Raw genomic sequence first — 25,238 nt, 5'->3', positions numbered from 1 at the left:
AAGACAGATGCTATTTTTTGTAATGACCTAAACTATAATGAATTATTTTTAGGGTCATGGATTTTGGGATATGAAATTAGTCAGTTTTTTCTGGTGTTTGATTTTGATTTCGTGCAGCGGTCAAAATCTTGAGAAAATCAATGGTGTCAGCTTTGTGGGCTCCCGTGAGGAAGTGGTCCAAGAACACGTGGACCCCTTGCTGAAAATACACGCCAATTATGCTGCTGTGATGCCTTTTGGTTTTATGCGGGAAGCCAACTCCCCTGAGCTTGTTTTTAACTCGGATCACCAATGGTATGGAGAAACCCGTGGTGGAGCCAAACAATACATTGACCTTTTGCACAAAAATGGGGTGCAGGTAATGCTGAAGCCCCAAATTTGGATTCGGCGCGGTTCGTTTACAGGAGATATGGCGATGTCATCCGAAGCAGATTGGAAAACTTTGGAAAAATCGTATGCAGACTTTATTCTTACCTATGCAAAATTGGCTGAAGAGACCCAAAGCAGCGTGTATTGCATTGGTACGGAATTGGATGAGTTTATAAAGCACCGACCTGAATTTTGGAATGAACTTATTGGAAAAGTGAGGGAGGTCTATCACGGAAAGCTGACCTATGCCGCCAATTGGGATGAATATGCCCGGACCCCTTTTTGGGACCAATTGGATTTTATTGGCGTGAACGCCTATTTCCCTTTGTGCGAAAAGCAAACACCCACTGTGGAGACCTTAACCGCGGGATGGCAACCGTGGAAAGCTAAATTGAAAGCGCTTTCCAAAGAACATAAAAAACCCATGCTGTTTACCGAATTTGGGTACAGAAGCATGGATTACACTGGAAAAAAACCATGGTTGGTGGACCGAAACCAAGAAAGTGTCAATTTAAAGGCACAAGCAGATGCCACCCAAGTAATTTTTGATGAGTTTTGGGGTGAGGATTGGTTTGCAGGCGGCTTTGTATGGAAGTGGTTCATTCATCATGATAGGGCCGGAGGATATGCCGACAATAGGTTTACCCCGCAAAATAAACCAGCAGAATCTGTGATACGGGAGCACTACGCCCAAGTTAAGAAATCAAAACTTTAAGGTTATCAATACCGATTGTTAAAACTTTTTGGCCCTGCCAAGTTTTAGGATAGGCGATTTTTGCCATATTTGTACTGCACCTCCCACTAATAAACTGAACCTTATGAAATTTTTTCCAACCCTCTTGCTTTGGGTATGTACTTGCACATTGTTTTTCGCACAAGAGGTGCCCAATACCGTTATTGCAGAACATGGCGATGGTATCTTTTCCCTTCTTCGAAAGCAAGGCTTAGATCCCGTGAAGCACTATGAGGAATTCATCAAACTAAATGAAGAAAAAATCAAGGATGGCAGTTTTTTGCAGGTTGGAGTGGCTTATAAAATCCCGAAGGCAGCAGATTCTTTCAAAAAAACAGGGGTGCAAATAGTAGCTGAAAACGGAACGGAGGAGCCCATTTTCGACGAAGAATTGGCCAATATGTCCCTAAAAAGTGAGAAACTCAAAGATGCGGTGTATTATTTGATTGTGGAAAACAACGCTCATCAAGACAATGGGTTTGTTGGGGAAACCGCCCAAAATTTGGCTTCGGAACTTATGGTACATGGTGCGAAGGTGTATATCCTCGGCAACGACAGTCCACAAATTTTGGAAGAGAATGAAACTGAGGTGGCCCAAGCCCAAAAAATGGGAAATTATATTGATGCCATAAACAAGCGTTACATTCAAAATACGGGCAAGTATCAAAGAGTGTTGATCATACGGGCCAACGAAATTACAGGTAATGGAAATATGAATGTGGCGGTTTATCATTACAACAAGAGTGAGGAGGGCCAGCGTTTGGCAGCAAACATTCAAAACGTTTTTAAAAAGAACAGTGTTTCCAATCGTTCCTCCAATGACATCAACATGATTTTTGAAGATAAAATCAGTTTATATCTGGCCAGAAACATCCTTCCGGCAATTAGTTTGCTTACAATTGAAAATGAATCCCCCAAATCTGCCGAAGAAAAGATTTCGGTACGTCCCAACAAAAAACTGCTGGCCAATCTGCTTACCAATGGCATTATGAACGACTTTGTTGATCTAGAGATTGAGGACTGAACCTTTAGGGAATAATGTATCTTGCATAATATCGATACAACTCATCCGGGCCCGCTCCCAAATACTTTTTTAGATGGATAATGGCAAAATGGAATTGAAGTTTCATTGCGCCTATTTCCCGATATTTTCTTGCCGAGGTGATCACATACCCCGATAAGACCTTGAACTTTGTTTGCTGGTACAAGCGGCCTATAAATTCAGTGTCCTCATAAATCTGATAAACCTCGTTGAACCCTTTACTTTTTACGAAGAGGTCCCGTTCCACAAATAAGGATTGATCACCTCCCCTGCAAAGCAGCAGATTGAATCTGGAAAACCAAGCAAAAAATTGCAGGAAAAGGTTTTTGGTGTCGAACCGCATTCGAAAGCAACCAGCCAGAAAACCATTGTTCACAGCATCCAAAATAAGGTGGTCAAAATGGTTGGGAGGGAATGTATCGGCGTGTAAAAAATAAAGGATGTCGCCTTTGGCCTGTTCAGCGCCCAAGTTCATTTGTTTGGCCCGGCCCTTTTCGGACAGAACCACGTTAACCCCGTGTTGCGAAGCAATTTCCCGTGTTTTGTCCGTGCTGCCGCCATCCACACAAATAATTTCCATGCTATTGGAAGATGTTGCCGTCTGTTCAAGATGGTTGAGCAACTTTCCCAAGCAATGCTCCTCATTGAGCACAGGAATGATGATGCTTATGGAACGACTCTTATTTGGCATCGTTCAAGCTCCAGTCATAATCCAAATAATCAATATCGGCATCTTTGTTGACGGGATTTTTCAGATAGGGATTGATGTACTCCAAAAGCGAGACATCTTTCGTAAAATCTCCCTTGTACCATTTGAATATTTTGGAAAGTTGTGCCTCATCATTTTCAAAGCGATTTTTTGTGGGGTCGTTCACAAAATCCATGGTCACTTTGGAGAGCAGTTGTTCCATCTTTTTAGCGGTGAAGGCCTCATTCAACAATTTGGGGCAGGAATACGAGGCACAATTGATGGCGAAATGGATTCTGGGCTCGTTCATCTCTCGAAGTATTTGATGCTCTATATAATCCAATGATAGGGTCGAATTTCCCACCTGTATCCATTTTTTGCCCCATCGATTTGGGATGTCTTTGATGCTCTCTACAGGGTAGTGGTCCACAATCAGCTTTACGGTAGCCGCATTGTACAGGTTGATGTAATACGCCAATGCATCTTCCTTGGACCATGTTTGGGAAGGGGGATGTTGCGCCAAATGATCTAAATAAGCACTTAATTGCGCTCCATCCTGTTTAAAACCGGAATAGCTCACATTTCCATTTTCATCCACATAACGTTGCAAAAGCATGTTCCAAACCGAGTGGGAGGGCTTGGAAGTAGTAATTTGATGTTGTGGCTCCCCAGTATTTTCCTTCTTGCCGTTACAGGAAAGAAGAACCACACCAAACAACAGATATAGGACAATGTTCATGTGTCTTTATTTTAGAAAAAATTTAGCAACAACCACCACCGTTGTAATGCCATGTGCTTTCACTGACATGGATTTGATCCGAGGCTTTCGCCAAAGCCGCCGCCGTTTTATCACACACGGCCAAGGGTTGGTTCTGGTACATGATATGGCCCTTGCCATCATCAAGATATTCCTCATCACCGTAATAAATGGCTGTTTTTCCAGTGAACATACAGGGCCCATCCTCGGGCATGGGGTCTTTTATGGCCGCAATTTCAATGGATTCAATGTAAATTAGTTCGTCTGTGGGGTAATGGTTGGGCGATAAAACCCGATAGGATCTTCTTCCCCTTATTTCAATGGTGCCAAAACCGGCATCGGTCAGAACTTTTACGTAATCTTTTAGTGGAATACTGCCGCTCAGGCACTGGGCCCTGAGTCGGTCATCATTACGAAGCGCCTCGTTCATGGGTTGCTCGCAGATGGGATCGCTCATCACCAAACGGCCATGGGGTTTCAGTACCCGGTACATTTCTGAGACGGCTTTTTTCAAATCTTCCATTTTAAAGATATTGAAAAGGCAGTTTTGGGCCGCGACATCAATACTTTCATCGGCAACGGGTAGATTTAGTGCATCTCCTTTTACCAAATTCACGTATTCGCTTTTGAACCAATCGTTTTCTTCTTCGGCAATTTTGAAGTTTTTTCGGGAAGCCTCCAACATCTCATCCACGGAATCCACCCCGGTGACACCACCTTGTTGCCTAGAGAAATAGGAAAATTGCAACAACTCCATTCCACCGCCCACACCTACGTAGAGGATTTTTGGGTTGTTCACCAAATCTTGAGCCGAGACTGTACTGCCGCACCCATAATTCATTTCCTGCATGATCTTGGGAATGGATAGCCCAGGAAATTGCCAAATGGGATTCGTGGTGCAGCAAAGCCCAACATCTGGGGTAAGGGCAGCCTCTTTGTAGAGGTCTTGGGTGGCATTCAAATAGCTCATAGTTGTTTGATTAATTCTTTGAACAATTGTATCATTTTGGGCTCGGTCCTGTTGGCAATGGCCAGGATTTCCTCAATATTTATCGGTTCAAGGTTATCCGGGTCGCATTCATCGGTTAAAACGGAAACGGCCACAATGGGTAGTCGTAAATGATTGGCAACAATTACTTCGGGTACGGTACTCATTCCAACGGCATCGGCGCCAAGGATTTTCAGCATGCGGTATTCGGCCTTGGTCTCCAATTGCGGGCCAACCACGGATGCATATACCCCTTTTTGAAGTGAAATCCCTTCTTTTTTGGCAATGGCCTCTATTTTTTTTCGCATATCGAGGTCATAAGGTTCACTCATGTCCACAAAGCGGTCTCCAAATCCGGATACACCTTTAAAGGCCAATGGGGAACCTCCTTGAAGATTGATATGGTCTTCAATGAGCATAATGTCCCCTTTCTTAAAGTTGAGGTTAATGGCCCCTGCGGCATTGGACACAAACAGTTTTTGGATGCCCAATTGGTGCATCACCCGAATGGGATAGGTAATGTCCAGGAAGTCGTACCCTTCATATAAATGGAACCGTCCCTGCATGACCACTGCTTTTTTGCCTGCAATGGTCCCGTAGATCAGTTTTCCGGTATGAAACTCCACCGTGGCCAATGGAAAATAGGGAATATGGTTGTAGTGTGCCTCAATGGGCTCTTCAATATCATTGATCAATTGACCAAGTCCGGTACCGAGGACAATGCCAATTTCGGGTGTATCGAACCCTCTCTTTTTTAGGTGATCGACAGATTCGTCAAGTTGCGCCTGGGTCATTCTTTTATATGTTTTAAGAAAGGCTGGAAGGCCTCAATATTTTTAATGTCTTCGTAATAATCCACATCATTCCTCTCGGGGAGCATAAAAATACTTCCAGATTGTAAATCCTTCAATGTGTCTGATAGTACGGTGTCTGTACCCCAAGATTTGTTTTGGAACACTTCTTTTTTTAAGGATTTCATGCCCAACAGATAATACCCGCCATCTTCGGCCGGACCCACTACATAATCATGCTCTTCCAGCCGTAAAAAAGCCTCTTCCAAATCAGCTTGGGAGAGGTGGTACATATCGCTGCCAATAATAATGATTTTTTCAAAACCGGAATTGAACCCTTCCTGAAAGGCATTCAGCATCCGCTCCCCCAGATCATTCCCAATTTGGAGTTTTTTTTGATAGTTGTTTCGGTCCCAAATATCATTTTCCCAAATGGATTCCGAGTAGTACACCCATTTTTCCACATTGAGGTCTTTGGTAAATGAAACGGTATGATTCAGCAAGAATTTGTAGATGTCCAATGCCGCTTCATCGCCAACCTTGGCAGCCAATCGGGTTTTACACCTGCCCAGTTCCGGGTTTCTCGTAAGAATCAAAAGTAGGCTATTGTTCAAACGGTCTGTTTTTTGAAGGAGGTACTTTCTTCGATTGGTCAAAAATCACTTCCAATACTTACCCAAAGGTCTGTATTTTTTCCATTTCATGGTGCAGGAATGCCAACAAATCGCCAAAAATGTTCCTTCATGAATTGATTGTGAAAAGTGCTGGTTTTTTTGGGCTATGACATTTTTACCAGATAGTTTGGCAAGTGGTGGCGAAGCTTGTCAAAGGAAATGGGTTTGGTGAGGTAGTCGTTCATGCCCACACTTATGGCCTCATCAATGGCTTCTTTGGTGACATCTGCCGAAAGTCCGATAATGGCAATGTCTTTGTTTATTTTTCTGATTTCCGTGGTAGCCTGGAAGCCATCCATATTGGGCATGTGTATGTCCATAAAAACAAGGTCGTAGTCGTTTTTGGACACGGCTTCCACGGCCTGTAGCCCGTTGCACACCGAGTCGGCCCGGATGCCCAATTTCTCCAGACTCATTTTAAGAACAATGACGTTCACCCTGTTGTCATCCACTATTAAAACATTGCAGCCGTTAAGGTCTATTTTTTCAGGACTTGGCAAACTGGAATCCTGTTTTGCTTTGGATATGGGGAACTCAAGGTTTAGGCAGAATTCGGTGCCCACGTTCATCTCGCTGTCCACCGTGATCTTTCCTCCCAAAAGCTCCACCAATCTACGGGTAATGTAAAGCCCGAGACCGCTACCTTCATGTCTTTTTGCTTTACCGGCATCTATCTGGGTGAATCTGTCAAAAATGGTTTTCAGCTTATTTTTTGGAATTCCTATCCCTGAATCCTTGAAATTAATTTCAATTGCAAGCGTTTCTTCCCTTACTTCTTCGCGGTAGAAAACCTGTAGCCCTCCATTTTCTGTGAACTTGAGTGAATTTCTAAGAATATTGGTGATGATCTGGCCGTACTTTCCAACATCGGCTTTTACATAATGATGGTTTTCAATGGAGGAATTTAGGCTTATATGGAGTCCCTTTTCTTGGGCAGAAGGCCTGTAAATACTAATAATGTTTTCCAATTCCTCCGCTGGGGAAAAAACCTCTTCCCTGAAGCTTATCTTTCCAGATTCTATCTTGTCTATTTCCAGAATATCGTTTACCAGCACCAGCAATTTTTTTGAGGAGATGTCCATCAGTGAGAGATACTCTTGCAGGGATCCATGTAGTTTGGAAAGCTTCAGAACCTCAATAAAACCGATAATGGCGTTCAATGGGGTTCGTATCTCATGGCTCATATTGGAAATGAACTCGGTTTTGGCCAAGGAGGATTTTTCGGCTTTCAACCTTTCTTTTTTCAACGATGTGTTGAGTTCTTTGAGTTTGTCATTGGCATAGCTCAGGCGGATGTTCTTTTTTCGCGAGGACTGATAAAAGTAGATGAGCGAACTGGTAAGCAAGGCCACCAAGGTTCCAAAAATCAATAAGACATAGGTGTCCTTTTGTCTTTCCACCATAAAGTTCATGTCCGAGGGCATCAGTTTGAACGTCCATTCCCGTTTGTCAAGGGGGTCTATCTCCAAGGATGTGGCGAATACATATTCATCTGCAAAAGCATTGGTGTCGGGGTTGTTCTTGGAGTAAAAAATTGTACCGTTTTCATCCTGTATTTCTATGGCATATACTTCCAAGCTGGATGCCAGTTCATTGAAGGGGTTGGTGAAATCCATCCCTGCGGTGATAGATCCTTGGAACCTCCCCTTAAAGAAGACGGGCACATCAACCAAAAAAGCATTTCCCCCTTGATATAGGTTTGTCCACGAAGAAATATTGGTGGAAGCATTCGCCATATGTCTCCGCCATTCCGTATTCCTGGGGTGTGTGGAAAGATCTAGGCCAATGGCAGCCTCGTTTCCTTGCAAAGGGGTCACAACCCTTACGACCATGAGGCTATCCACCCATTCCACAAATTTAAAAGATGGATTTTGTTCCAAAATAAGGCGGGCATCCTGTTCCCAATATTGAAAATAGGATCCATCGGACATTTGAATGCGCTGTTTAAGGTTCTCAAGGGATTTGATGTTGTATTTAACAGAAGAGAAGAATTCCTGGGCCCGTAGATTTCCCGTGTTATGGATTTCTTGAACGAATGATGATTTCTGTGATTTTAAGGAATTGTTCCATAAAACCGACACCGTGGTCATAAGAACAACAAAGACCACAATGGGAAGAATCAACTCTCTTTTTGAAGACATCACCGACATACCAATTCTCAGGATAGAGATCAATTATTCATCTGCAAGAATCGCTGTAGGAAAAAACAACAGTATTGCAAAGACTTAACACAAATTTTATGAAAAAATTGTATACGGCAGCTTTTATTCGATGATTATTCTGGAGGATTTGGGGTCTTTTTGGCGTACACCTTTTCGGCATTGGTTAAAAAACGCCCCCAATATTTGCTGAAGGCATGTACCTTTTCAGTTTCTTGTTGATTGGTATTGTATACGGGATATCCCTTGTTTTTCCATTCAAAGATGCCCCCAAAAAGGTTTTTGACGTTGGTATACCCAGCCCTCTTTAATCGCTCGCCAATATCCTCGGATCTGACCCCAATGGAACAGTAAACCACAATGGGCTTTTCTTTGTTGGGTAATTGTTGCAGCACTTTGTTGATGTCAAAATCATCATAGCCCACCCAAACGGCATTTTGCAAGTGGCTAACCTCAAATTCATTTTTTTCACGTGCATCCAAAAGTAGAGGGGCCTGTATTTCGTGTAAATCTTCCACGGAAATATAGTCAACCGTGTTGTCATTGAGTTGTTCCAGAACCTTGGGAATGGACTGCTGTGCACATGAGGCCAAGCTCAATGTCAAAAAGAGAAAGAAAATTAGTGGTAATCGCATCGGCAATGGGTCTAAACCAAAGATAAGCCAATAAAATTTTGATTGATAATATTGAGTATCTTATGCAGGCAAACATAAAAAAAATGAAAACCAGCACCCTTCTTTTTACTTTGGCGGTACTGCTCATGGGTTGCAAGGACCGAGTTAAGGAAAAACCCAATAAAGAACCAAAGGAAACGACGTATACAGAACAGTATAGGCCCCAATTTCATTTTTCCCCACCCGAAAAATGGATGAACGATCCCAATGGATTGGTCTACAATCAAGGGGTCTATCATCTTTTTTACCAATATTATCCTGATGACATTGTCTGGGGACCCATGCATTGGGGGCATGCCACGAGCAAGGATATGGTACACTGGGAGCATAAACCCATTGCGCTTTACCCAGATGAACGTGGGCTTATTTTTTCGGGAAGTGCGGTTGTGGATAAAAACAACACCTCTGGTTTTTCCAATAATGGAGAGGCTCCTTTGGTTGCCATTTTCACCTATCATTCCATGGAAGGGGAAAAAGCAGGTAGAACAGATTTTCAAACCCAGGGCATTGCCTACAGTTTGGACAATGGGGAGACTTGGACAAAATATGAAGGAAACCCGGTGATAGGAAATAATGGCATTAAGGATTTTAGAGACCCAAAGGTTTTCTGGCACAAGGATTCCCAAAAATGGATTTTGACCTTGGTCGCCGGAGACCATGCCAAGTTCTATGCCTCCAAGAACTTGAAAGATTGGGAACACCTGAGCGATTTTGGAAAAACACAAGGTGCCCATGGGGGTGTATGGGAGTGTCCCGATCTTTTTCGGTTGCCTGTAGAAGGTACGGATGAAGAAAAATGGGTGTTGATCATCAGTATAAACCCCGGGGCTCCCAATGGAGGAAGCGGCACCCAATATTTTATTGGTGATTTTGATGGACAGAAATTCACATCGGATCAAAAAGAACCCAAATGGCTTGATTACGGTACAGATAATTATGCAGGGATAACGTACAACAACACCCCCAACGATGAGCGGATTTTTATAGGTTGGATGAGCAACTGGGATTATGCACGTAATACGCCCACACAAAAATGGAGAAGTGCCATGACCGTACCGAGGGAACTCTCTCTCAAAAAAATGGGTGACGATATTGTACTGACAAACTATCCCTTAAAACAATTGGAAGTGTTGACATCGCATGTTTTGGCAGAAAATGTGCAGATGGGTTCGGGTGCTTCGGACACCTTGGTGGTCGATGGGTTGAATCAATCCCAGATTGAGTTGGAAACTGCCTCTAAAAACTTCACATTGATTTTTAAAAATGATTTGGATGAAACGTTGGAGTTGACCATGGATGCCAACAACAATACCTTTATAGTGGATCGCACCAAATCTGGTAGCGTTGACTTTCAGTCAGAATTTGGAAACAAAAAGCATTTTATGCCCATGGGCATGTTGAATGATGGCACACATAAGATCAAAATCCTACTGGATTGGTCTTCCATTGAGGTTTTCATGAATGAGGGCGTATATGTTATGACGGAACAGCTTTTCCCCACGGAGCCCTATAATACCCTAATTGTCCAAAATGGAAGTGATGAATCGGAAATTCGTCTTGAATCCATAAAACACATGGAATCTGTTTGGTGAAAAAACCGCTCTTGTTTTGGGTCAGTTTTTCGGATTGAGTTCAATATGATTTTTAAGGGAATAAAAAAAGACGCCTTTTAGGGACGCCTTTCTTGAGAGACTTATGTAACTGATGGGTTTTTGATTGATGATGGTGGTGTTTATATAGCTTAAGAGATATACAAGTACAGGCTGTTAATGAGGGAGTAAACGGAGAGGGCAATTACAAAATACCAAAAAAGGTAGCCCAACTTTGTTTCTACAGTGTTCATTTTGCTTCAGTGTTTGTTTTTGTTTGAGAGTATTTCTACACACCGAAATTACTGAAAACAATGGGTCAACAAAGCACAATTTTATTCGTTGCAGGAAATAGGATATAATTGGTAGTAATTGCTTCGTAAATGGAAAAACTGTTTTATGATACTACAAACAAACAAGGGAAAAGCAGGCTGGTAACAGACAAACACAGACTGTTTTGTCTGCCAATCAAACTAGTATAAACTATGGGGCAAGAGGTGTTGGGGAAAAGATTTGATGAAAATTAACTGATATCCGTTGCCAGTAATAATTTTCTTCTGCACGTCATTCCGAATTCCTGCCTGCCGGCAGGCAAGGTATTTCGGACTCTCATCATGTTAGTAATCAGTAATTTGATGAGAACCTGAAACAAGTTCAGGTTGACGAAAGTTTTGTTTATGATAAAATACGGACAATCAAAAAAAAATTAAAAAAAACGCAATCTTAAACCAAGGGCTTTCCTTTGAGGCGCTTTTCAATCTTTCGCTTTTTTTCCGTAAGACTCTTCATGGTCTCCATTAGCTTGGAGTCTTTGGTCTTCTTATAAATTTCGTTGATGGAAAGGATAAGTTTCTTGGCTTCTCTCGACGCTTCAACCCTATCACTGGTAGACATATGGCTCAGTGACCTGTTCTCGAACTCTTCGGCTTTGGACAATAGATCTTGTGTCATTTTTATTTTAAAATTAATCTGAATTGGCTAAATATAAGAGTTAGATCCATACTTTATGCTTATAGAGCGATTCGATTTTCATATTTATGAAAACATTAAGAATGTACACGTTAAAAACAACCTTCTAAGGGTTTTGACAGTCTAAATTTTTAAACGGTTTCCATTCCAGTCAATCAAAAAATGAATTGAGTAAAGCTTGGAAAACCAACCGATGTAATTTTATATCATAAACTGAAAATATTGAATTGAAATGGCAATCATAGGGAGCATCATAAAAGGTTTTATTGAAGCAAGGGATACGTTGAGTTTGGGCAGCAACCCAGTTCAAGAGCAACAAAAGGAACTACAGAACCTACTCTCCCAGGCCAAAAACACCCAATTTGGAAAACACTTTGATTTTGAGTCCATTTTGGCATCTGAAGATATAACGAAGGCCTTTGCTAAATCCGTTCCCTATTTCGATTACAACAAAATTTCCAAGGAATGGTGGAAAAAGGTGATCGAAGGCGAACAGAACGTGACTTGGCCGGGCACCCCTGATTTTTTTGCCCTCAGTTCCGGGACTACGGGAAAGAAATCCAAGCGGATACCCGTGACCAAGGATATGCTGTCGTCCATAAAAAGTGCGGGGATCAAACAGATCTATGCGCTCAGTAATTTTGATTTGCCATCTGATTTTTTTGAAAAGGAAATCATGATGTTGGGCAGCTCCACCGATTTGGAACAGCACAATGGCCGCAAAGAAGGTGAAATCAGTGGGATAAGTGCGAGCAACATTCCCTTTTGGTTCAAAAAATATTACAAACCGGGTGATGAGATTGCCCAAATTGACGATTGGGACAATCGGGTATTGAAAATAGCCAAAGAAGCCAAAAATTGGGATATCGGGGCCTTGAGCGGAATCCCCTCCTGGATGGAATTGATGCTCAAAAAAGTAATCGATTATAATGATGTTGAGCATATTCATGAAATTTGGCCCAATCTACAGGTCTATACTTCGGGCGGGGTGGCCTTTGACCCTTACGAGAAAAGTTTCAATGCGCTTTTGGGCAAACCCATACAGGTCATTGATACGTATTTGGCATCGGAGGGATTTTTGGCTTTTCAGGATAGACCAAACACTACGGCCATGAAATTGATTACTGATAATGGGGTCTATTTTGAGTTTGTTCCTTTTAAACCCGAATATGTCAATCAAGATGGATCGCTTACCAATGATGCGCCATCCATCACCTTAGATCAAGTGAAGGAAGGGGAGGATTATGTATTGATCATTTCCACAGTTTCCGGAGCTTGGCGGTATATCATAGGTGACACCATTGAATTCACCGATGTAAAACGGGCCGAAATAAAGATTACGGGAAGAACAAAGTTCTTTTTGAACACCGTGGGATCTCAACTCTCCGTGAACAAACTGAACGATGCGGTAAAGCATTTGGAAGAAGAACTCGATATTAAAATTCCGGAATATACCCTATGCGCGAAACGTTTTGATGACGGCTTTTACCACACTTGGTATTTGGGGTCGGACAGTCTGGTTGATTCAGAAAAAACGGCAGAGGTGCTGGATGCATACCTCAAAAGTGCCAATAAAAACTACAAAGTGGCCCGAAGCAAAGCTTTGGAAGGGGTAAAAGTGCATTTTGTCTCCCAGAATGCCTTTGCCGAGTGGAGCGGGGCCAACAAAAAGAAAGGTGGGCAGGTGAAAATGGAACGGGTTATGGGTGAAGAGAAATTTGCCGAATGGGAAGATTTTGTCTCCCAAAAGATTTCGTAGGATTCAATTTTGGGCCATTTCCTTTTTTTCTTTCACCATTTCCATGATCTCATCGGGTGAAAGATAATATTCTTTGATGCGCTCTTTGTAAAGTGGGTCGATGTCAGCGTGGTCCAAAATGAATCTCTTGGTTTTTATGATGTAATCCGCCATGCCCCGTAAAACGGCAAAAGAATCGGCGGCGCGCTCGGCTTTTTTCACATACTCCTTTAAAAATGCATACCTGAATCCAAATGCGACCAGATTAAGGCCGCTTCGGTTTTGGTAGTCCATCACATGGCCCAGTTCGTGGCCGATCCAACCAATAAGCACGTCTTTGGGAACACTGGTGGTGCTATACTCTTCGCCGGTAATTTTGAATTTTTCACTGATCAATATCCGGTAACTTCTGTTTTCTTTGGATTTGAACAGCCCCTTGAAGGTGGGTTGGGCCTGCATCACGGATTTTTCAATGTTCTTTTTAAACTTGAACTCTATGGGAATGTTCTTGAGTTCGGGAAAGTGCTCCAGAGCTACTTCAACCTCGGATTTTATATTTTTTGGAATGACTTTTTTGGGTTTGGACAAAATAATATCGATAATAATTAGGAACAATACCAGTATTGCAATACGCTTGATAATCTTCTTCAAAATGAAAAGGGATTAAAAAAGGGCAAATGAATTTTGCCCTCTTACTTCTATACTATTTCTACTAAAACTGGTATCGGAGCCCTAAGGCAATATCAAGATCCAGATCATCAGAATAATCATCATTAAACCCAAGTTCTGGTCTCATATCCAAAGAGATGAGCAGGGGGATTTCAAAATCATATTCTATCCCCAGATCTCCGGCAACAAGGGCAAAAACACCATCGTTGTTGCCTGCGTCAAAGGAACCAATACCTGCACCGGCACCAACATACCAGTTAAACCCACCATCTATGGGCATTACCCACTGGTAGAGTCCCACCAATTTAAAGGCATCTACATTGTTTGAATCTCTCCAACCAAGGTCAAATTCCAACCGATTGTTCTCATGTAGATATCGCTGATAAGAAATCTCACCTCCAAAGCCGTCATTATCCCCAATACGTATACCCAAAGCATTTTTGGAAATGCTCTGCGCACTTAGGCTAACTGTTGCCAGTACAAAAAGAATACTTAAAATAGTTCTCATAATTACATTGTTTTGTTGCAAAGTTAGGGGGTGTTCTATTTTGGGTTGCCCCAAAAAAAATAATGTTTGCCGTAAAAAAGTTACGGTAAAGGCTATAAAAGTGGCTTAAAAAACTTGGAAAGGCCTTCCATGAACTTTTTCCATCGGGGCCGGTTCTTGAATTCTTCCAAGGAAAGCTGCTCTGCTTTTTCGCAAAGGGCATTGAATTCCGCTTTCATTTCTTGGTTGATGCCTTGGTCATAGATGAGGATATTGGCTTCATAATTGAGTTCAAAACTTCTAATGTCGAAATTACCGGAGCCAATGGAGACCAGGTCGTCATCAACAAGTAGAATTTTGGCATGGGAGAAATCTTCGCGCAGGTAAATTTTAATGCCAACGCCCAAGAGTTCCTCAAATTGGGAGAACATGGCGAACATGGCTGCATTGGAATCTGATTTTTTGGGCACCAACAACCGTATTTCAACGCCTTCAAGGGCAATGATCTTTAGGGTTTGAAAAAAGGCTTCACCCGGCAGAAAATAAGGGTTTGCAATACAAATGGATTTTTGGGCCTGATTGATCATCCCAATATATTGCTGCATAATGGTGGGATGGCTGGAATCTGGGCCCCCGGCCACCACTTGGGCATGTACATCCCCACTTTTTGACTGTTCAAAAAGGTAATCCTCTATTCTAAACTCCTCTTTATTACTGGCAAAAAAATAATCCTTGAGAAAAACCTGGTGAAGATCGTTTACAATGGGCCCTTCCAGTTTTAAGTGGGTGTCCTTCCATTTTCCGAGTTCGCCTTTATGCTTGATATATTTATCCGAAATGTTTACCCCACCCGTAAAGGCCACTTTGTTGTCGATGACCACAATTTTCCGGTGGTTTCTAAAGTTGAGGTAGAACAACAGGTTTTTTAAACGGATGGGCATTATGGGGTGAATTTTAACCCCGATTTCCTGAAATCGTTTTTTAGGTCTGCCCCTTAGCGTATAGCTTCCAAAGGAATCATAAATGATCCGTACTTCCACACCTTCGGAAATTTTCTTTTGGAACAGCTCCAACATTCTCTCAAAAAGTTTGCCCCGTTCCAAAATGTAGTATTGCACATGGATGAACTTTTTGGCCTCCTCCATGGCGTTGAACAGGGTGTTGAAGGTTTCGCCCCCGTCTTGCAGCACCGTTATGGCATTGCCACGGGTGGCCGAGGTATTGGAATTGGCATTGATGAGTAGGTTCAATCGCTTTTTGCGTATATCCGAATCAAAATTGGCCTTGAATTGGTTTGAAGTTGGGGCATTTCCGTAGGAAAACCGTTTCCGTTGTTCAAATTCCTTGGTGTTGAAAAATTTGAACTTGCGCCGATTTACACCAAAAAGATAGTAGAGTATTACCCCAACAAAGGGCAGGACAATAATGGTAAGCACCCAACCTATGGACCTAGAGGGACGCCTTCCGTGGTAAATGATAGAACCAATGGACCAAAGCGAAAGGACAGTGTGGACAATTATAAGTATGGTCTTCAAAACAGGAGGTTCAGCAATTAATTGAATTCTAAACTACTGCGCAAAATCTAAAACGCCACGTTTTTGTACATAAAAAAACTCTGGACAACAATCCAGAGTTTCTGTTTTCAGCCTTAAGCAAAGGGGCTATTGGTCATCCGTGGCATCTTCAATCTCATCCCCAACGTCATCGGCGGCATCTTCAATGTCTTCTCCTACTTCTTCCACGCCTTCCTTAACGTCCTCTACGGCTTCTTCGGCCTTACTTTCCTTGGTTTCCCTGCAACTGGTTACACTTGTGCCAACGGCAAAGGCAATCAGTAGCATAAATAAACTTATCGATTTTTTCATTGTTCTCTATTTTTAGTTAATAATTAGTATGAATTCCTTAAAGTCGCTTTCTTCCTGTGATCAGTGATATTATGAATAACACAATAAAAATGAAGAAAAGGATTTTGGCTATACTGGCCGCACCGGCGGCAATTCCTCCAAAACCGAATATTCCGGCAATGATGGCCAAAATTATAAAGGTGACTGTCCAACGTAACATATTCTATAGTTTTTGGTTGCTGTCTGACTAACTCTTAATCAGTACATTACAAAAGTGCATGAATCTGGGTCATATCCTTGCTTCAATCAAGTTTTATATTGACCCATAAGCGACAAACCAAGTAAAAACAAGGTGTTGGGCTTTAAATAATATACGTATTTGGACCCTAAATGGACTATTTCCCTAAAAAATCGGGATGTAAAATGGAGCCACTGGGAATAACATTCTTAAGGAACTCCTTGGCCATAAGAGTGGCCTTGAGCTTAACTTCTGGGGGGCTATTGACAACTTCCTTTAAGGTATTGTCGTCAAAATCATCGGTCAGCCACGATTTTGCATGGCTTTTTGGAATTATGATTGGGGCCTGGTTGCTGATGTCGTGGTAACTGGAGACAAAAGCGTTGGTCTTGGCCGTGATCAGGGCGCAACATTGAAAACCATCTTCCAGCACATTGTATACCCCGGCCAAATAAAAAGGTTTTCCTGTTTGAAGGGTCACGTAATAGGTATATGTTTTTCCATTTTTGAGAAGGTGGGTGTAGAAACCCGAAACGATGATCAAGCATCTGCGCTTCACAAAGGATTCCCTCATCCACTCCACTTTTTCCAAATCCTGAAGCTGCACGTTCAAGGTATTGGCATTGTTTTGGAAAATGTACCAATCTTCTTTGAAATCCTGGGGCATCAGACCCCATATGGCAAAAGAGATCTTGCGTTTGTCCTGCATGGTAACAACACATACATTGGTTTCTTTAAAGCCATCAATAATGGCACTGGGGGTATATAAATGGGGGTATTTAAAGTGTACTCCAAACTCCTCTTCAATCTGTGCCCGGTCTACCGCATTGGAAAGTTTGTATATCATAGCATCAAATAATATGGGTATAAGTAATGCTAAAAACAAAGACTTGGTTGACTCAAAAAAAGTTATTTGTAGTGCGTTTAAAATAAATTGTTCAGTTTTTTTGGGAATTGTAGGGCATATACTACCCAAAGGTTAAACACTTTTGGGGTTTGGATGCAAAATGCCAAATAACGGATTCAATCTACTTTGCCATTGAACAATCCGGGACAAAGGTTATCTTTATCGGATTATGCTTATTTACAAATAGGGCCGTAGCGGTCTAGATCAGTTGCTTTTTGTATGATTACGATTAACGTGGATGCCAAGGATACGGCAGGAACAGTGGAACAGATAAAGGGTACCATTGGTGGTGAGATCACTGAAAGGTGGGGGCAGTATACATTAACGGTTTCCAATGATAGGGCAGAAGGCAGTATTCGCTTTACCTCTTTTGATTGGGGGGTAAGTTTGTTGGAATATGAGATTACTTTTTTTGATGAGGTGACCATGATCATGGATGCTTCCCAATATAACCCCATTAACTTTTACTATTGTCTGGAAGGCTATTGCGGCCACAAGTTCGGCTATCAGGGCATGAATGAGCTTAAAATTTTGGAGCAATTCCAATCTGTGATCATCACGAGTAGGGACGGCGGGTTCAACCAGGGCTATTTTCCAAAAGACGTGAAACTCTCCATCAGTGTCATTCAAGTGGAGCGAAAACCATTTTTGCGAAAACGGCTCAACCAAGGGGAGAACCTGAACAAAGAACTCTACCATGTTTTTTTGGACACCGACCATGAAAAAGTGTTTGCCTACTTTGGTTCCTATAACCTTAAAATGGCGGACAAGATGTCGGCATTGAAAAAGATAAAGGCCAAGGGCATGATCCGTATCATGCAGATTGAAGGGCTGGTCTACCAAATCCTGTCCATGCACATGATGCAGCACAACAAAGAAATGGCCAATAAGCGTCCGCAAAGCTCTTTGTTGAAGCGGGAGATGAAAATTATCCGGAATTATGCGAAAAAGATAGAAAAGAACATTTCCAAAGATTTCTCCCTGGAAGATATAGCCGCAGAAACGGGGCTTACACAGGCCAAACTACAGGAAGGGTTTAAATTGCTCTACAACAAAACGGTTACGGAATACATTCGCCATGCCAGATTGGAAGTGGCCCGGGACTTGATCAACACCACAGAAATGAACATCTCCGAAGTGGTCTATTCCATTGGCTTTACCAGCAGAAGCTATTTCTCCAAAATATTCAAGGAAAAGTATGGCATCAGCCCCAGTGAGTTTAAAAGCAGCAAAAAGGATGCACAGGTCTCGGGTTGAACCAAGACCGAACATCAAAAATTTTAGGTAAAATCCTTTGCTTCATTACCTTGATCAAATGGGGAGCAATGATTTTTTGGGACTCTTTTTTTAAAAAATGCCCTGTTATAGATAGGAGACGGAACTTTTATAACCTAAACCACCAACCATGCGCTTACGTTTTTTTGGAATTTTTGTGACCACTGCCACATGGACCGCTCTCATGATGACTTCATGTACCGAGGATAAGCAAACCCTGTTTGTGTTGAAGCCCTCATCCGAAACCGGAATCACCTTTAACAATTTTATTGAAGAGACCGAAACGTTTAACATCCTCACCGAAGAACTTATTTACAATGGGGCCGGGGTGGCCGTGGGCGATTTCAATTCAGATGGGAAACCCGATGTGTTTTTTTCCGGTTCCAAAGTGGGCAACAAATTATACCTCAACCAAGGGAATTTCAAATTCAATGATGTTTCAGCCGAAGCTGGCGTGGAAGCCACTGAAAAATGGAGCACAGGAGCCGTAATTGTGGATATCAACAATGATGGCCTGCTCGACCTTTATGTTTGTGCATCGGTTAAACCGAGTGAAAAGCAAAGGGAGAATATGCTTTTTGTCAATCAAGGGATAAATGACAAAGGTGTGCCCACTTTTAAGGAAATGGCAGGGGAATACGGGATAGCGGACACGGGAAATTGTACCGCAGCCACCTTTTTTGATTATGATCTGGATGGGGATTTGGATCTCTACATTCTCAATAACGTCATCATAGATGACATGGGAAATGCAATCCCGACCAACTACCGCCCCCGGGTGATGGACGGCAGTGCCTTGAGCAATGACCGGTTCTATCGGAACAATGGCGATGGCTCTTTCTCCGATGTTACCATGGAGGCGGGCATCACCATAGAAGGTTTCGGATTGGGTGTGGCGGTGAGTGATGTCAATATGGATGGATGGCCCGATGTGTACATCAGCAATGATTACATGACCAACGACATTCTCTATATCAACCAAAAAGATGGCACCTTTCGCAATGACATTGAACAGCATGTAAAGCATCAGAGTCGGTTTTCCATGGGGTCGGATATATCAGACTTCAACAATGATGGATTTCTCGACATTTTCACTTTGGATATGCTCGGGGACAGCAATCTACGAATGAAGACCACCATTGGCGAGCACAATTACATTTATTATGTGCTCAACAAACGTTGGGACTATGAGTACCAATACATCCGGAACATGTTGCACTTGGGCAACGGTCCCGATGCGCCGTACAGCGAAATCGGTCTCATGGCCGGAATCTACAAAACAGATTGGAGCTGGTCGCCCTTGGTGGTGGATTTGGACAACGATGGAAATCGGGATTTGCTGGTCACCAATGGGTTTCCCCGAGATATTACCGATCGGGATTTTGGCGACTTTCGGCTTAACGTAGGGCCTTTTACCACCCCTTCCCAAATTTTGGATTCCATTCCCGTGGTGAAGATCGCAAACTACGCCTACCGAAATAATGGTGACCTTACCTTTGAGGATGTGGGGGAAAAATGGGGGCTCAGTATTCCCTCGTTTTCCAATGGTGCTGTGTATGCCGATTTGGATGGTGATGGTGATTTGGATTACGTAGTAAGCAACATCAACGATGAAGCCTTTGTTTTTGAAAACACCCTGGATTCCGGGGAGGGCAACCATTTTCTCAGGATTCAATTGCAGGGCCCTGTGGAAAATCCCTTGGGAATTGGTGCCAAAATAGTGGTGAGGTTTCCCGATGATGGCATTCAATATGCAGAAAATTATGTGACACGGGGATACATGTCTTCGGTGGAGCCTGTGCTGCATTTCGGTTTGGGAAGTCATGATAAAGTTAAATCGGTTGAGGTGCTTTGGCCCGATGGAAAGATGGAAAAGCTGTCAAATGTGGCAGTGGACAAAGTGCACACCATTGACTATGAAAACGCCAAAGTTTTGGGGGGAGAACGTCCAAAATTCCCATTTTCACCACCAAAAACGCAGACCCTGCTCACCAAGAAAACAGATACGGATGGACTTGATTTTGTTCATCAAGAGCAAGATGTGATCGACTACAATTTGCAGCGCACCCTTCCGCATAAACTTACGCAAAACGGTCCCTGTCTTGCCGTGGGGGACATCGATGGCAATGGCATGGAAGATTTTGTGATAGGAAGTTCAACAGGCTACTCGCCAATGGTATTTTTTCAAAAATCCGATGGCAGTTTTGAGCAAAGGAAACTTTTCAGTGAAGCGCAAGATTGGGCCTACGAAGAGGAAGGCATGGCGCTTTTCGATTTGGAAAATGACGGGGATTTGGACCTGTACATGGTTTCCGGAAGCAACGAATTTATGCCCGTGGGCAACAAACATACCGATAGGCTCTTTGTGAATGATGGCAAAGGAAATTTTACCTTGGCACCAGAACTTTTGCCCGAGGTCAATGCCAGTGGCTCCGCAGTGGTGTCTGCGGATTTTGACGGAGATGGCTACACCGACCTTTTTGTGGGAGGAAGAACACCAATGGGAACCTATCCCTATCCCGATAAAAGCTTTTTGTTGAAAAATGAAAAGGGAAAATTGGTGGATGTCACCGAACAATGGGCCCCCGGGCTGTCAAAAGTAGGCATGGTGACCGATGCTTTTTGGAACGATGTGGATTTGGATGGCCGAATGGATTTGATTGTGGTTGGCGAATATATGCCCATTACCATTTTTAAAAATAACATGAACAGCTTTACACCCCTTCTTGAAACTGGATTGGAAGACGAATTGGGCTGGTGGGAAAGCATTGCCGGGGCCGATTTTGATGGCGATGGCGATACCGATTTCATAGTGGGAAACATTGGGGCGAATAATTTCTACAAACCCAGCAAGGTATATCCCGTGACCGTTTTGGCAAAGGATTTTGATGGAAATGGCAGCATGGACCCCATTGTTTTTGCCTATTTCAAGAACAATGAGGGCGAATTGGAATCCTTTCCCGTTAATTTTTGGGGCGATCTGTTCCAACAAAGCCCCATTTTCCGTGGTAAGTTTAACTTTTACAAAGAATACGCAATGGCCACCCAAGACGATATTTTTACCGAAGCCGAGCGGGAAGGTGCCCTAAAACTAATTGGAAATCAGGATAAGAGCAGTTATATTGAAAATTTGGGAAATGGTAAATTCAAGCTCCATCCACTCCCCAGTGAAGCCCAACTGGCGCCCGTCAATGATATTCTGATCACCGATGTGGACCAAGACAGCCATCTGGATGTGCTGTTGATTGGCAATGATTATGGGAACGAAACCTTTATCGGACGTTTGGATGCGCTGAACGGGTTGCTGCTGCAAGGCGATGGAAAAGGGAATTTTACGGCAATGCCCACCCATAAAAGTGGGTTCAATGCCAGTGGCGATGCCAAGGCCATGGGGCAAATCAAGACCAAAGAGGGCAAAAGCGTATATGTGGTGACCCAAAACCGGGATTCTTTATTGGTTTTTGAATAGTATCGTAACATTTAATGGGCTTGCCCACAAAGTGGCGTGCAATGGTGTTCCAATTTGAGGATATTTTGGTACACATGGGTCACCTCCACCCGAAGGGTGGGGTCCGGGGCGTCTATCCGAAAAGAGAGCCGCAGTTTTTCGTTATCCACGAACAGCCCGCCTTGGTCCAACGGGCGGGGCAAAGCAAGCATTTCGCCATCGTGGAATTCCCCAGCATTGGGTATATGAAACTGAAAGGAGAAGCAAAACACCAGATTGTCCAGCACCGTTAGCTCCGCTAGACCCTGTTGTGGCAATTTTTGAAGGATGATACGGCTCTGGGGCCGTTGCACTCGGTTAAGGAACTGCCCGTTTTGGTGGTTGCGGATGGCAAGCATGGCAAAAGTGATCTGCAAGGGGGCAGGGGAGCTTTGGTGGAGGTGGTTGGTAAATGTGGATGAAATGGGACGTGGTGGCATAGTAGATTGTTGGATTTTGATGGATGTAAAGTAAACAAAATAATCCAAAATAACACCATATGGTGTTTTTATTCGGTTTTAGGAATGGGCAATTTGCTGCTATGCAGAAAGATTTGACAAAAGAAGAAGAACAATTCCTAATGAAATTTGGTGCGCAGATACGGCACTTGCGTAAAGAAAAAGGGATGACACAAGCTGATTTAGTATATGAGGCTAAAGTTCATGGAAACATGATTGGCAGAATAGAGCGCGGTGAGCGGGCAGCCAATCTTCTTCAACTCCAAAAAATTGCCAAAGCACTTGAAGTAGGCATAGAAGAACTTTTTGAGTTTGGAAAATAAATCAGGCTGATTATCAGAGTATTTATTCTTAATTTGGGAGTGTATAGATATATTTTTCATGCCTATAAACAAGTAGACAGCAAGTAATGAAATGACCATTTTAAAAAGGAACCTAAATGCATTTTTACCTCGAATGGTAGATATGATTGACCACGAGAACTTCCCATGGGCAAAAATAGAATGTAAGTTTGAAAGTGAAATAGAAAAAAGATTTAGGGATAAAGGCGACCGAGAATACATTACAATTGAGGCTTCTATTTATGATATTATAATCTCGGTAAAATCTGGCAAAAGGGAACATGTTGGGTTGTTAAAGTATTTCAATTCATTATTCACTGAATTAAGTGAAAACTTGTCTGAGCAAGAGAAAACTCACGTTGTTTCAGCGGTAAAAAATCTCCTGCTCACATTTGACAAAAGATATCTCAACTTTGTTGGTGAATTAGCCGTTTTAAATCAGTTGAAAAAGACTGGTAATTTTAATCTCCACAAACATGAATTCAAATTACCAAACAAAAAAACCATAGATTTTGATTTGGAGATATTGGAACCAAATATGAGAATTCTCTTAGAGGTCCTAAATATTCACATTAATGAACAAAAAGTAGAAAATGATTTCGATAAAATCAAAGGCTTTTTTGAGAGGCGTATTAGTGATAAAATTGATTCAAAAAAAATGAATCTACAGCCTGATTACAACATACATATCATTCCTGTTGTATGGGGATCATATGAACAGCTGGTAATATATCGAGACTTTTTTAAAGAAAATAGTTTAGATGTCGATTTAGCTCACGAACCATTATCTTTCCTAATGTTATCTGACGGAGAAGACTATTACCATTTTCAATTTTCTCCTTTAAGCCAACTACCCTAGTAAACTGCAAATTACCAGCTGCCAACAATTGCTATAATTCATTGCTCCCTCCTTCCCCTAAACTAAATTCCCCCACTCACGCAAGATTGTATCTTGTGATAACTTGGTATAGAGAATCCTTTTATTTTTCTTCTTCTTTGTGAGCTACTTCTTCTAATTCACCATGGAAAAATTGGGTTGGTATTACCAATGAAGTTAGTACTCCCCCTAAATTACTAGTCAAAGTGGACACAAATGAACGAACATAAGGGAACATTATAGCCGGTGCATTTACGTTGACAAAGCTTTTTTTTAGTTTTTCATCGGTAACACCATGATCAAAATAGAATTCTCCAACGGCATTCAGGATTAAGTTGAAACTACCTTCACATGTAAGTCTCACTTCCATTATTATTCTGAACATGAGCTCATCATTTTTTGGATAAAAAACCTTTGGAACGGTACTAACGTTTATTGTTTTTTTTCCATCATACAGACTAAATGCATCGAAGTGAACATTCGTAAAGGAGACGCCCTGAAACCGTAATTTTGGTTGGGTTTTGACTTCCATTATGCGGCCTGTCTATGCGGTGGGATTGGATCAAAGTCGGTATCCTCCGAATCAAACCTTTGTTGAATGGGTTCAACTTCGAAAGTAGCTTGAGCATTCTTGGTTGGTATGCTGACAAACTCACCATCACCAATGATGGTGTTAATGTCGGACAACCTTTTTTGAAAAAGCCAATTACTCAATGAATCTGAGGTTTCAGTTTCCCAAAGATTATCGATTTTTGCTTGTAACGCATTTAAGTCTAACATGGACTAAAGATTAATTGCAATCTCCCACATAATGGAGTGCAAAGTTACTCAATTTACTTTTATTGTATAACGCTAATTGTATTCGCTTCTTATATTGAAATTTTTCGACCAAAAAATGAATTGGATTTTGTGATAAGTCTTGAAATAGAATTCCATCTATATCATCCCAAATTCCTTTGTCCTTAAACAAATCATTTATTTCTTTTAAAGTTGGTTTAGATCCTGTTTTTTTCAACAGTTGCTTAGCTGCTTTTTCAACGTTTTTCACCCAAAATTCATATTGTTCTTCATTGAAGACTGTATCCAAAACATTCTCGCAATCTATATCGCCAATGTACACTCCGAACTTGCCGGTTCTTCTTTTGGCATTTTCTCCCCAATATAAAGCATCCAGTTCCTCTAACCAAAAGTAGTAAGCTTCACCAAGCCAAGCATTGTCTTTTCTGCAAATTATTGGTTCTTCAAGCTCTTTAATACGATGTTCCTGCGTATGATAACCGGTTCTTCCCATTCAATCATTTTCACGCAATTATATGAAATTAGTAGTAAATGTGAATAAAATCTTACAGTGAAATTGACTTAGAATCGTGATTTGGGCTAGTTTTTCAAGGAAAAATGGTTATGAAAGGCCCTAAACAAAAAAACCCGGCAAATTTGCCGGGTGTTTTGTGGGACCTCCATGCTAATATCAATAAAATTAATAT

Annotated in this window: 26 protein-coding genes; 8 read left to right on the top strand and 18 right to left on the bottom strand. The window is 42.0% G+C overall.

Features of this window, described 5'->3' with window-relative positions; genetic code table 11:
- The first annotated feature begins 70 nt into the window (after nt 1–70).
- Together A7D14_RS11300 and A7D14_RS11295 are read left to right on the top strand one after the other, a co-directional pair.
- Nucleotides 71–1,084, top strand: coding sequence for a glycoside hydrolase family 113 (locus A7D14_RS11300; protein WP_067034409.1), 1,014 nt, complete (start codon nt 71–73; stop codon nt 1,082–1,084).
- A 103-nt stretch (nt 1,085–1,187) separates the two neighbouring features.
- The gene (locus A7D14_RS11295) at nt 1,188–2,126 is read left to right on the top strand and encodes an N-acetylmuramoyl-L-alanine amidase (RefSeq protein WP_067034406.1); all 939 of its coding nucleotides are present in this window, start codon (nt 1,188–1,190) and stop codon (nt 2,124–2,126) included.
- Between the two features lie 4 nt (nt 2,127–2,130).
- Here the strand turns inward: A7D14_RS11295 and A7D14_RS11290 are convergent, their stop codons facing one another.
- From A7D14_RS11290 to A7D14_RS11260, 7 genes are all read right to left on the bottom strand, one after another.
- On the bottom strand, nt 2,131–2,835 hold the full coding sequence (locus A7D14_RS11290) for a TIGR04283 family arsenosugar biosynthesis glycosyltransferase (RefSeq protein ID WP_067034403.1): 705 nt from the start codon (nt 2,833–2,835) through the stop codon (nt 2,131–2,133).
- A complete protein-coding gene (locus A7D14_RS11285; protein WP_067034399.1) occupies nt 2,825–3,571 on the bottom strand; it encodes a DUF547 domain-containing protein in 747 nt (248 codons plus the stop codon). Before A7D14_RS11285 ends, A7D14_RS11290 begins: the two co-directional genes overlap by 11 nt.
- 22 nt (nt 3,572–3,593) lie before the next feature.
- Complete coding sequence (gene arsM, locus A7D14_RS11280; RefSeq protein WP_067034394.1) at nt 3,594–4,559, bottom strand: arsenosugar biosynthesis arsenite methyltransferase ArsM; 966 nt, start codon at nt 4,557–4,559, stop codon at nt 3,594–3,596.
- Nucleotides 4,556–5,371 carry a purine-nucleoside phosphorylase gene (locus A7D14_RS11275; RefSeq protein WP_067034391.1) on the bottom strand — a complete coding sequence of 272 codons (816 nt, stop codon included), beginning with the start codon at nt 5,369–5,371 and terminating at the stop codon, nt 4,556–4,558. Before A7D14_RS11275 ends, arsM begins: the two co-directional genes overlap by 4 nt.
- Nucleotides 5,368–5,982 (bottom strand): TIGR04282 family arsenosugar biosynthesis glycosyltransferase, encoded by a 615-nt coding sequence (locus tag A7D14_RS11270; protein ID WP_067034421.1) that lies wholly within the window; start codon nt 5,980–5,982, stop codon nt 5,368–5,370. The genes A7D14_RS11275 and A7D14_RS11270 overlap by 4 nt, the downstream gene beginning before the upstream one ends.
- 164 nt (nt 5,983–6,146) lie before the next feature.
- The gene (locus A7D14_RS11265; protein ID WP_176712411.1) at nt 6,147–8,183 is read right to left on the bottom strand and encodes a response regulator; all 2,037 of its coding nucleotides are present in this window, start codon (nt 8,181–8,183) and stop codon (nt 6,147–6,149) included.
- Between the two features lie 134 nt (nt 8,184–8,317).
- Nucleotides 8,318–8,836 (bottom strand): rhodanese-like domain-containing protein, encoded by a 519-nt coding sequence (locus A7D14_RS11260; protein WP_067034385.1) that lies wholly within the window; start codon nt 8,834–8,836, stop codon nt 8,318–8,320.
- A gap of 83 nt (nt 8,837–8,919) precedes the next feature.
- Here A7D14_RS11260 and A7D14_RS11255 point away from each other — a divergent pair, with 83 nt between their 5' ends.
- The gene (locus A7D14_RS11255; RefSeq protein ID WP_067034418.1) at nt 8,920–10,467 is read left to right on the top strand and encodes a glycoside hydrolase family 32 protein; all 1,548 of its coding nucleotides are present in this window, start codon (nt 8,920–8,922) and stop codon (nt 10,465–10,467) included.
- A 720-nt stretch (nt 10,468–11,187) separates the two neighbouring features.
- Here A7D14_RS11255 and A7D14_RS11250 read toward each other — a convergent pair.
- Nucleotides 11,188–11,415 (bottom strand): hypothetical protein, encoded by a 228-nt coding sequence (locus tag A7D14_RS11250; protein WP_067034382.1) that lies wholly within the window; start codon nt 11,413–11,415, stop codon nt 11,188–11,190.
- Nucleotides 11,416–11,665: 250 nt separating this feature from the next.
- Here A7D14_RS11250 and A7D14_RS11245 point away from each other — a divergent pair, with 250 nt between their 5' ends.
- Nucleotides 11,666–13,192, top strand: coding sequence for a GH3 auxin-responsive promoter family protein (locus A7D14_RS11245; RefSeq protein ID WP_067034379.1), 1,527 nt, complete (start codon nt 11,666–11,668; stop codon nt 13,190–13,192).
- A 3-nt stretch (nt 13,193–13,195) separates the two neighbouring features.
- Here the strand turns inward: A7D14_RS11245 and A7D14_RS11240 are convergent, their stop codons facing one another.
- The 6 genes from A7D14_RS11240 to A7D14_RS11215 form a co-directional block, all read right to left on the bottom strand.
- A complete protein-coding gene (locus tag A7D14_RS11240; protein WP_083158073.1) occupies nt 13,196–13,822 on the bottom strand; it encodes a hypothetical protein in 627 nt (208 codons plus the stop codon).
- A 61-nt stretch (nt 13,823–13,883) separates the two neighbouring features.
- Nucleotides 13,884–14,348 carry a hypothetical protein gene (locus A7D14_RS11235; RefSeq protein ID WP_067034412.1) on the bottom strand — a complete coding sequence of 155 codons (465 nt, stop codon included), beginning with the start codon at nt 14,346–14,348 and terminating at the stop codon, nt 13,884–13,886.
- Nucleotides 14,349–14,440: 92 nt separating this feature from the next.
- A complete protein-coding gene (gene cls, locus A7D14_RS11230; protein ID WP_067034376.1) occupies nt 14,441–15,862 on the bottom strand; it encodes a cardiolipin synthase in 1,422 nt (473 codons plus the stop codon).
- A gap of 126 nt (nt 15,863–15,988) precedes the next feature.
- Complete coding sequence (locus A7D14_RS11225; protein ID WP_067034373.1) at nt 15,989–16,192, bottom strand: hypothetical protein; 204 nt, start codon at nt 16,190–16,192, stop codon at nt 15,989–15,991.
- 37 nt (nt 16,193–16,229) lie between these two features.
- Nucleotides 16,230–16,391: a DUF1328 family protein gene (locus tag A7D14_RS11220; protein ID WP_067034370.1), complete on the bottom strand. Its 162-nt coding sequence runs from the start codon at nt 16,389–16,391 to the stop codon at nt 16,230–16,232.
- Between the two features lie 175 nt (nt 16,392–16,566).
- Entirely contained in the window at nt 16,567–17,256 is a 690-nt protein-coding gene (locus tag A7D14_RS11215) for an SOS response-associated peptidase (protein ID WP_067034367.1), read from the bottom strand.
- Between the two features lie 279 nt (nt 17,257–17,535).
- Between A7D14_RS11215 and A7D14_RS11210 the strand changes: the two genes are divergently transcribed.
- Nucleotides 17,536–18,573: a helix-turn-helix domain-containing protein gene (locus A7D14_RS11210; RefSeq protein WP_067034364.1), complete on the top strand. Its 1,038-nt coding sequence runs from the start codon at nt 17,536–17,538 to the stop codon at nt 18,571–18,573.
- A 148-nt stretch (nt 18,574–18,721) separates the two neighbouring features.
- Nucleotides 18,722–22,060 carry a VCBS repeat-containing protein gene (locus tag A7D14_RS11205; protein ID WP_067034361.1) on the top strand — a complete coding sequence of 1,113 codons (3,339 nt, stop codon included), beginning with the start codon at nt 18,722–18,724 and terminating at the stop codon, nt 22,058–22,060.
- A gap of 11 nt (nt 22,061–22,071) precedes the next feature.
- Here the strand turns inward: A7D14_RS11205 and A7D14_RS11200 are convergent, their stop codons facing one another.
- Nucleotides 22,072–22,518: a hypothetical protein gene (locus A7D14_RS11200; RefSeq protein WP_067034358.1), complete on the bottom strand. Its 447-nt coding sequence runs from the start codon at nt 22,516–22,518 to the stop codon at nt 22,072–22,074.
- A 59-nt stretch (nt 22,519–22,577) separates the two neighbouring features.
- Between A7D14_RS11200 and A7D14_RS11195 the strand changes: the two genes are divergently transcribed.
- Together A7D14_RS11195 and A7D14_RS11190 are read left to right on the top strand one after the other, a co-directional pair.
- Complete coding sequence (locus tag A7D14_RS11195) at nt 22,578–22,859, top strand: helix-turn-helix domain-containing protein (RefSeq protein ID WP_255307443.1); 282 nt, start codon at nt 22,578–22,580, stop codon at nt 22,857–22,859.
- Nucleotides 22,860–22,950: 91 nt separating this feature from the next.
- The gene (locus tag A7D14_RS11190; RefSeq protein WP_067034354.1) at nt 22,951–23,736 is read left to right on the top strand and encodes a hypothetical protein; all 786 of its coding nucleotides are present in this window, start codon (nt 22,951–22,953) and stop codon (nt 23,734–23,736) included.
- Nucleotides 23,737–23,857: 121 nt separating this feature from the next.
- On the opposite strand, the gene A7D14_RS11185 is transcribed toward A7D14_RS11190, so the two are convergent.
- Genes A7D14_RS11185 through A7D14_RS11175 form a run of 3 tightly spaced genes read right to left on the bottom strand, consistent with a single transcriptional unit; the run spans nt 23,858 to nt 25,045 of the window.
- Entirely contained in the window at nt 23,858–24,286 is a 429-nt protein-coding gene (locus A7D14_RS11185; protein WP_067034351.1) for a protein-export chaperone SecB, read from the bottom strand.
- Nucleotides 24,286–24,534 carry a hypothetical protein gene (locus A7D14_RS11180; RefSeq protein ID WP_067034348.1) on the bottom strand — a complete coding sequence of 83 codons (249 nt, stop codon included), beginning with the start codon at nt 24,532–24,534 and terminating at the stop codon, nt 24,286–24,288. The genes A7D14_RS11185 and A7D14_RS11180 overlap by 1 nt, the downstream gene beginning before the upstream one ends.
- Nucleotides 24,535–24,544: 10 nt before the next feature.
- Complete coding sequence (locus tag A7D14_RS11175; RefSeq protein WP_067034345.1) at nt 24,545–25,045, bottom strand: hypothetical protein; 501 nt, start codon at nt 25,043–25,045, stop codon at nt 24,545–24,547.
- Nucleotides 25,046–25,238: the final 193 nt, after the last annotated feature.

The organism is Allomuricauda sp. CP2A, assembly GCF_001683915.1.
Classification (GTDB): Bacteria; Bacteroidota; Bacteroidia; order Flavobacteriales; family Flavobacteriaceae; genus Flagellimonas.
The sequence above is the reverse complement of the archived record's forward strand: the minus strand, read 5'-3'. Positions and strand labels throughout refer to the sequence as shown.

Excerpts from the sequence above, each read along its gene's own strand:
- A7D14_RS11260 (WP_067034385.1), bottom strand. The coding sequence starts at position 8,836 with ATGCGATTACCACTAATTTTCTTTCTCTTTTTGACATTGAGCTTGGCC.
- A7D14_RS11290 (WP_067034403.1), bottom strand. The coding sequence starts at position 2,835 with ATGCCAAATAAGAGTCGTTCCATAAGCATCATCATTCCTGTGCTCAAT.
- A7D14_RS11250 (WP_067034382.1), bottom strand. The coding sequence starts at position 11,415 with ATGACACAAGATCTATTGTCCAAAGCCGAAGAGTTCGAGAACAGGTCA.
- A7D14_RS11265 (WP_176712411.1), bottom strand. The coding sequence starts at position 8,183 with ATGTCTTCAAAAAGAGAGTTGATTCTTCCCATTGTGGTCTTTGTTGTT.
- A7D14_RS11210 (WP_067034364.1), top strand. The coding sequence starts at position 17,536 with ATGATTACGATTAACGTGGATGCCAAGGATACGGCAGGAACAGTGGAA.
- A7D14_RS11295 (WP_067034406.1), top strand. The coding sequence starts at position 1,188 with ATGAAATTTTTTCCAACCCTCTTGCTTTGGGTATGTACTTGCACATTG.
- A7D14_RS11205 (WP_067034361.1), top strand. The coding sequence starts at position 18,722 with ATGCGCTTACGTTTTTTTGGAATTTTTGTGACCACTGCCACATGGACC.
- A7D14_RS11195 (WP_255307443.1), top strand. The coding sequence starts at position 22,578 with ATGGTGTTTTTATTCGGTTTTAGGAATGGGCAATTTGCTGCTATGCAG.
- arsM (WP_067034394.1), bottom strand. The coding sequence starts at position 4,559 with ATGAGCTATTTGAATGCCACCCAAGACCTCTACAAAGAGGCTGCCCTT.
- A7D14_RS11245 (WP_067034379.1), top strand. The coding sequence starts at position 11,666 with ATGGCAATCATAGGGAGCATCATAAAAGGTTTTATTGAAGCAAGGGAT.
- A7D14_RS11185 (WP_067034351.1), bottom strand. The coding sequence starts at position 24,286 with ATGGAAGTCAAAACCCAACCAAAATTACGGTTTCAGGGCGTCTCCTTT.
- A7D14_RS11180 (WP_067034348.1), bottom strand. The coding sequence starts at position 24,534 with ATGTTAGACTTAAATGCGTTACAAGCAAAAATCGATAATCTTTGGGAA.
- A7D14_RS11255 (WP_067034418.1), top strand. The coding sequence starts at position 8,920 with ATGAAAACCAGCACCCTTCTTTTTACTTTGGCGGTACTGCTCATGGGT.
- A7D14_RS11235 (WP_067034412.1), bottom strand. The coding sequence starts at position 14,348 with ATGAGAACTATTTTAAGTATTCTTTTTGTACTGGCAACAGTTAGCCTA.
- A7D14_RS11285 (WP_067034399.1), bottom strand. The coding sequence starts at position 3,571 with ATGAACATTGTCCTATATCTGTTGTTTGGTGTGGTTCTTCTTTCCTGT.
- A7D14_RS11200 (WP_067034358.1), bottom strand. The coding sequence starts at position 22,518 with ATGCCACCACGTCCCATTTCATCCACATTTACCAACCACCTCCACCAA.
- A7D14_RS11220 (WP_067034370.1), bottom strand. The coding sequence starts at position 16,391 with ATGTTACGTTGGACAGTCACCTTTATAATTTTGGCCATCATTGCCGGA.
- A7D14_RS11275 (WP_067034391.1), bottom strand. The coding sequence starts at position 5,371 with ATGACCCAGGCGCAACTTGACGAATCTGTCGATCACCTAAAAAAGAGA.
- A7D14_RS11175 (WP_067034345.1), bottom strand. The coding sequence starts at position 25,045 with ATGGGAAGAACCGGTTATCATACGCAGGAACATCGTATTAAAGAGCTT.
- A7D14_RS11300 (WP_067034409.1), top strand. The coding sequence starts at position 71 with ATGAAATTAGTCAGTTTTTTCTGGTGTTTGATTTTGATTTCGTGCAGC.
- A7D14_RS11215 (WP_067034367.1), bottom strand. The coding sequence starts at position 17,256 with ATGATATACAAACTTTCCAATGCGGTAGACCGGGCACAGATTGAAGAG.
- A7D14_RS11225 (WP_067034373.1), bottom strand. The coding sequence starts at position 16,192 with ATGAAAAAATCGATAAGTTTATTTATGCTACTGATTGCCTTTGCCGTT.
- A7D14_RS11190 (WP_067034354.1), top strand. The coding sequence starts at position 22,951 with ATGACCATTTTAAAAAGGAACCTAAATGCATTTTTACCTCGAATGGTA.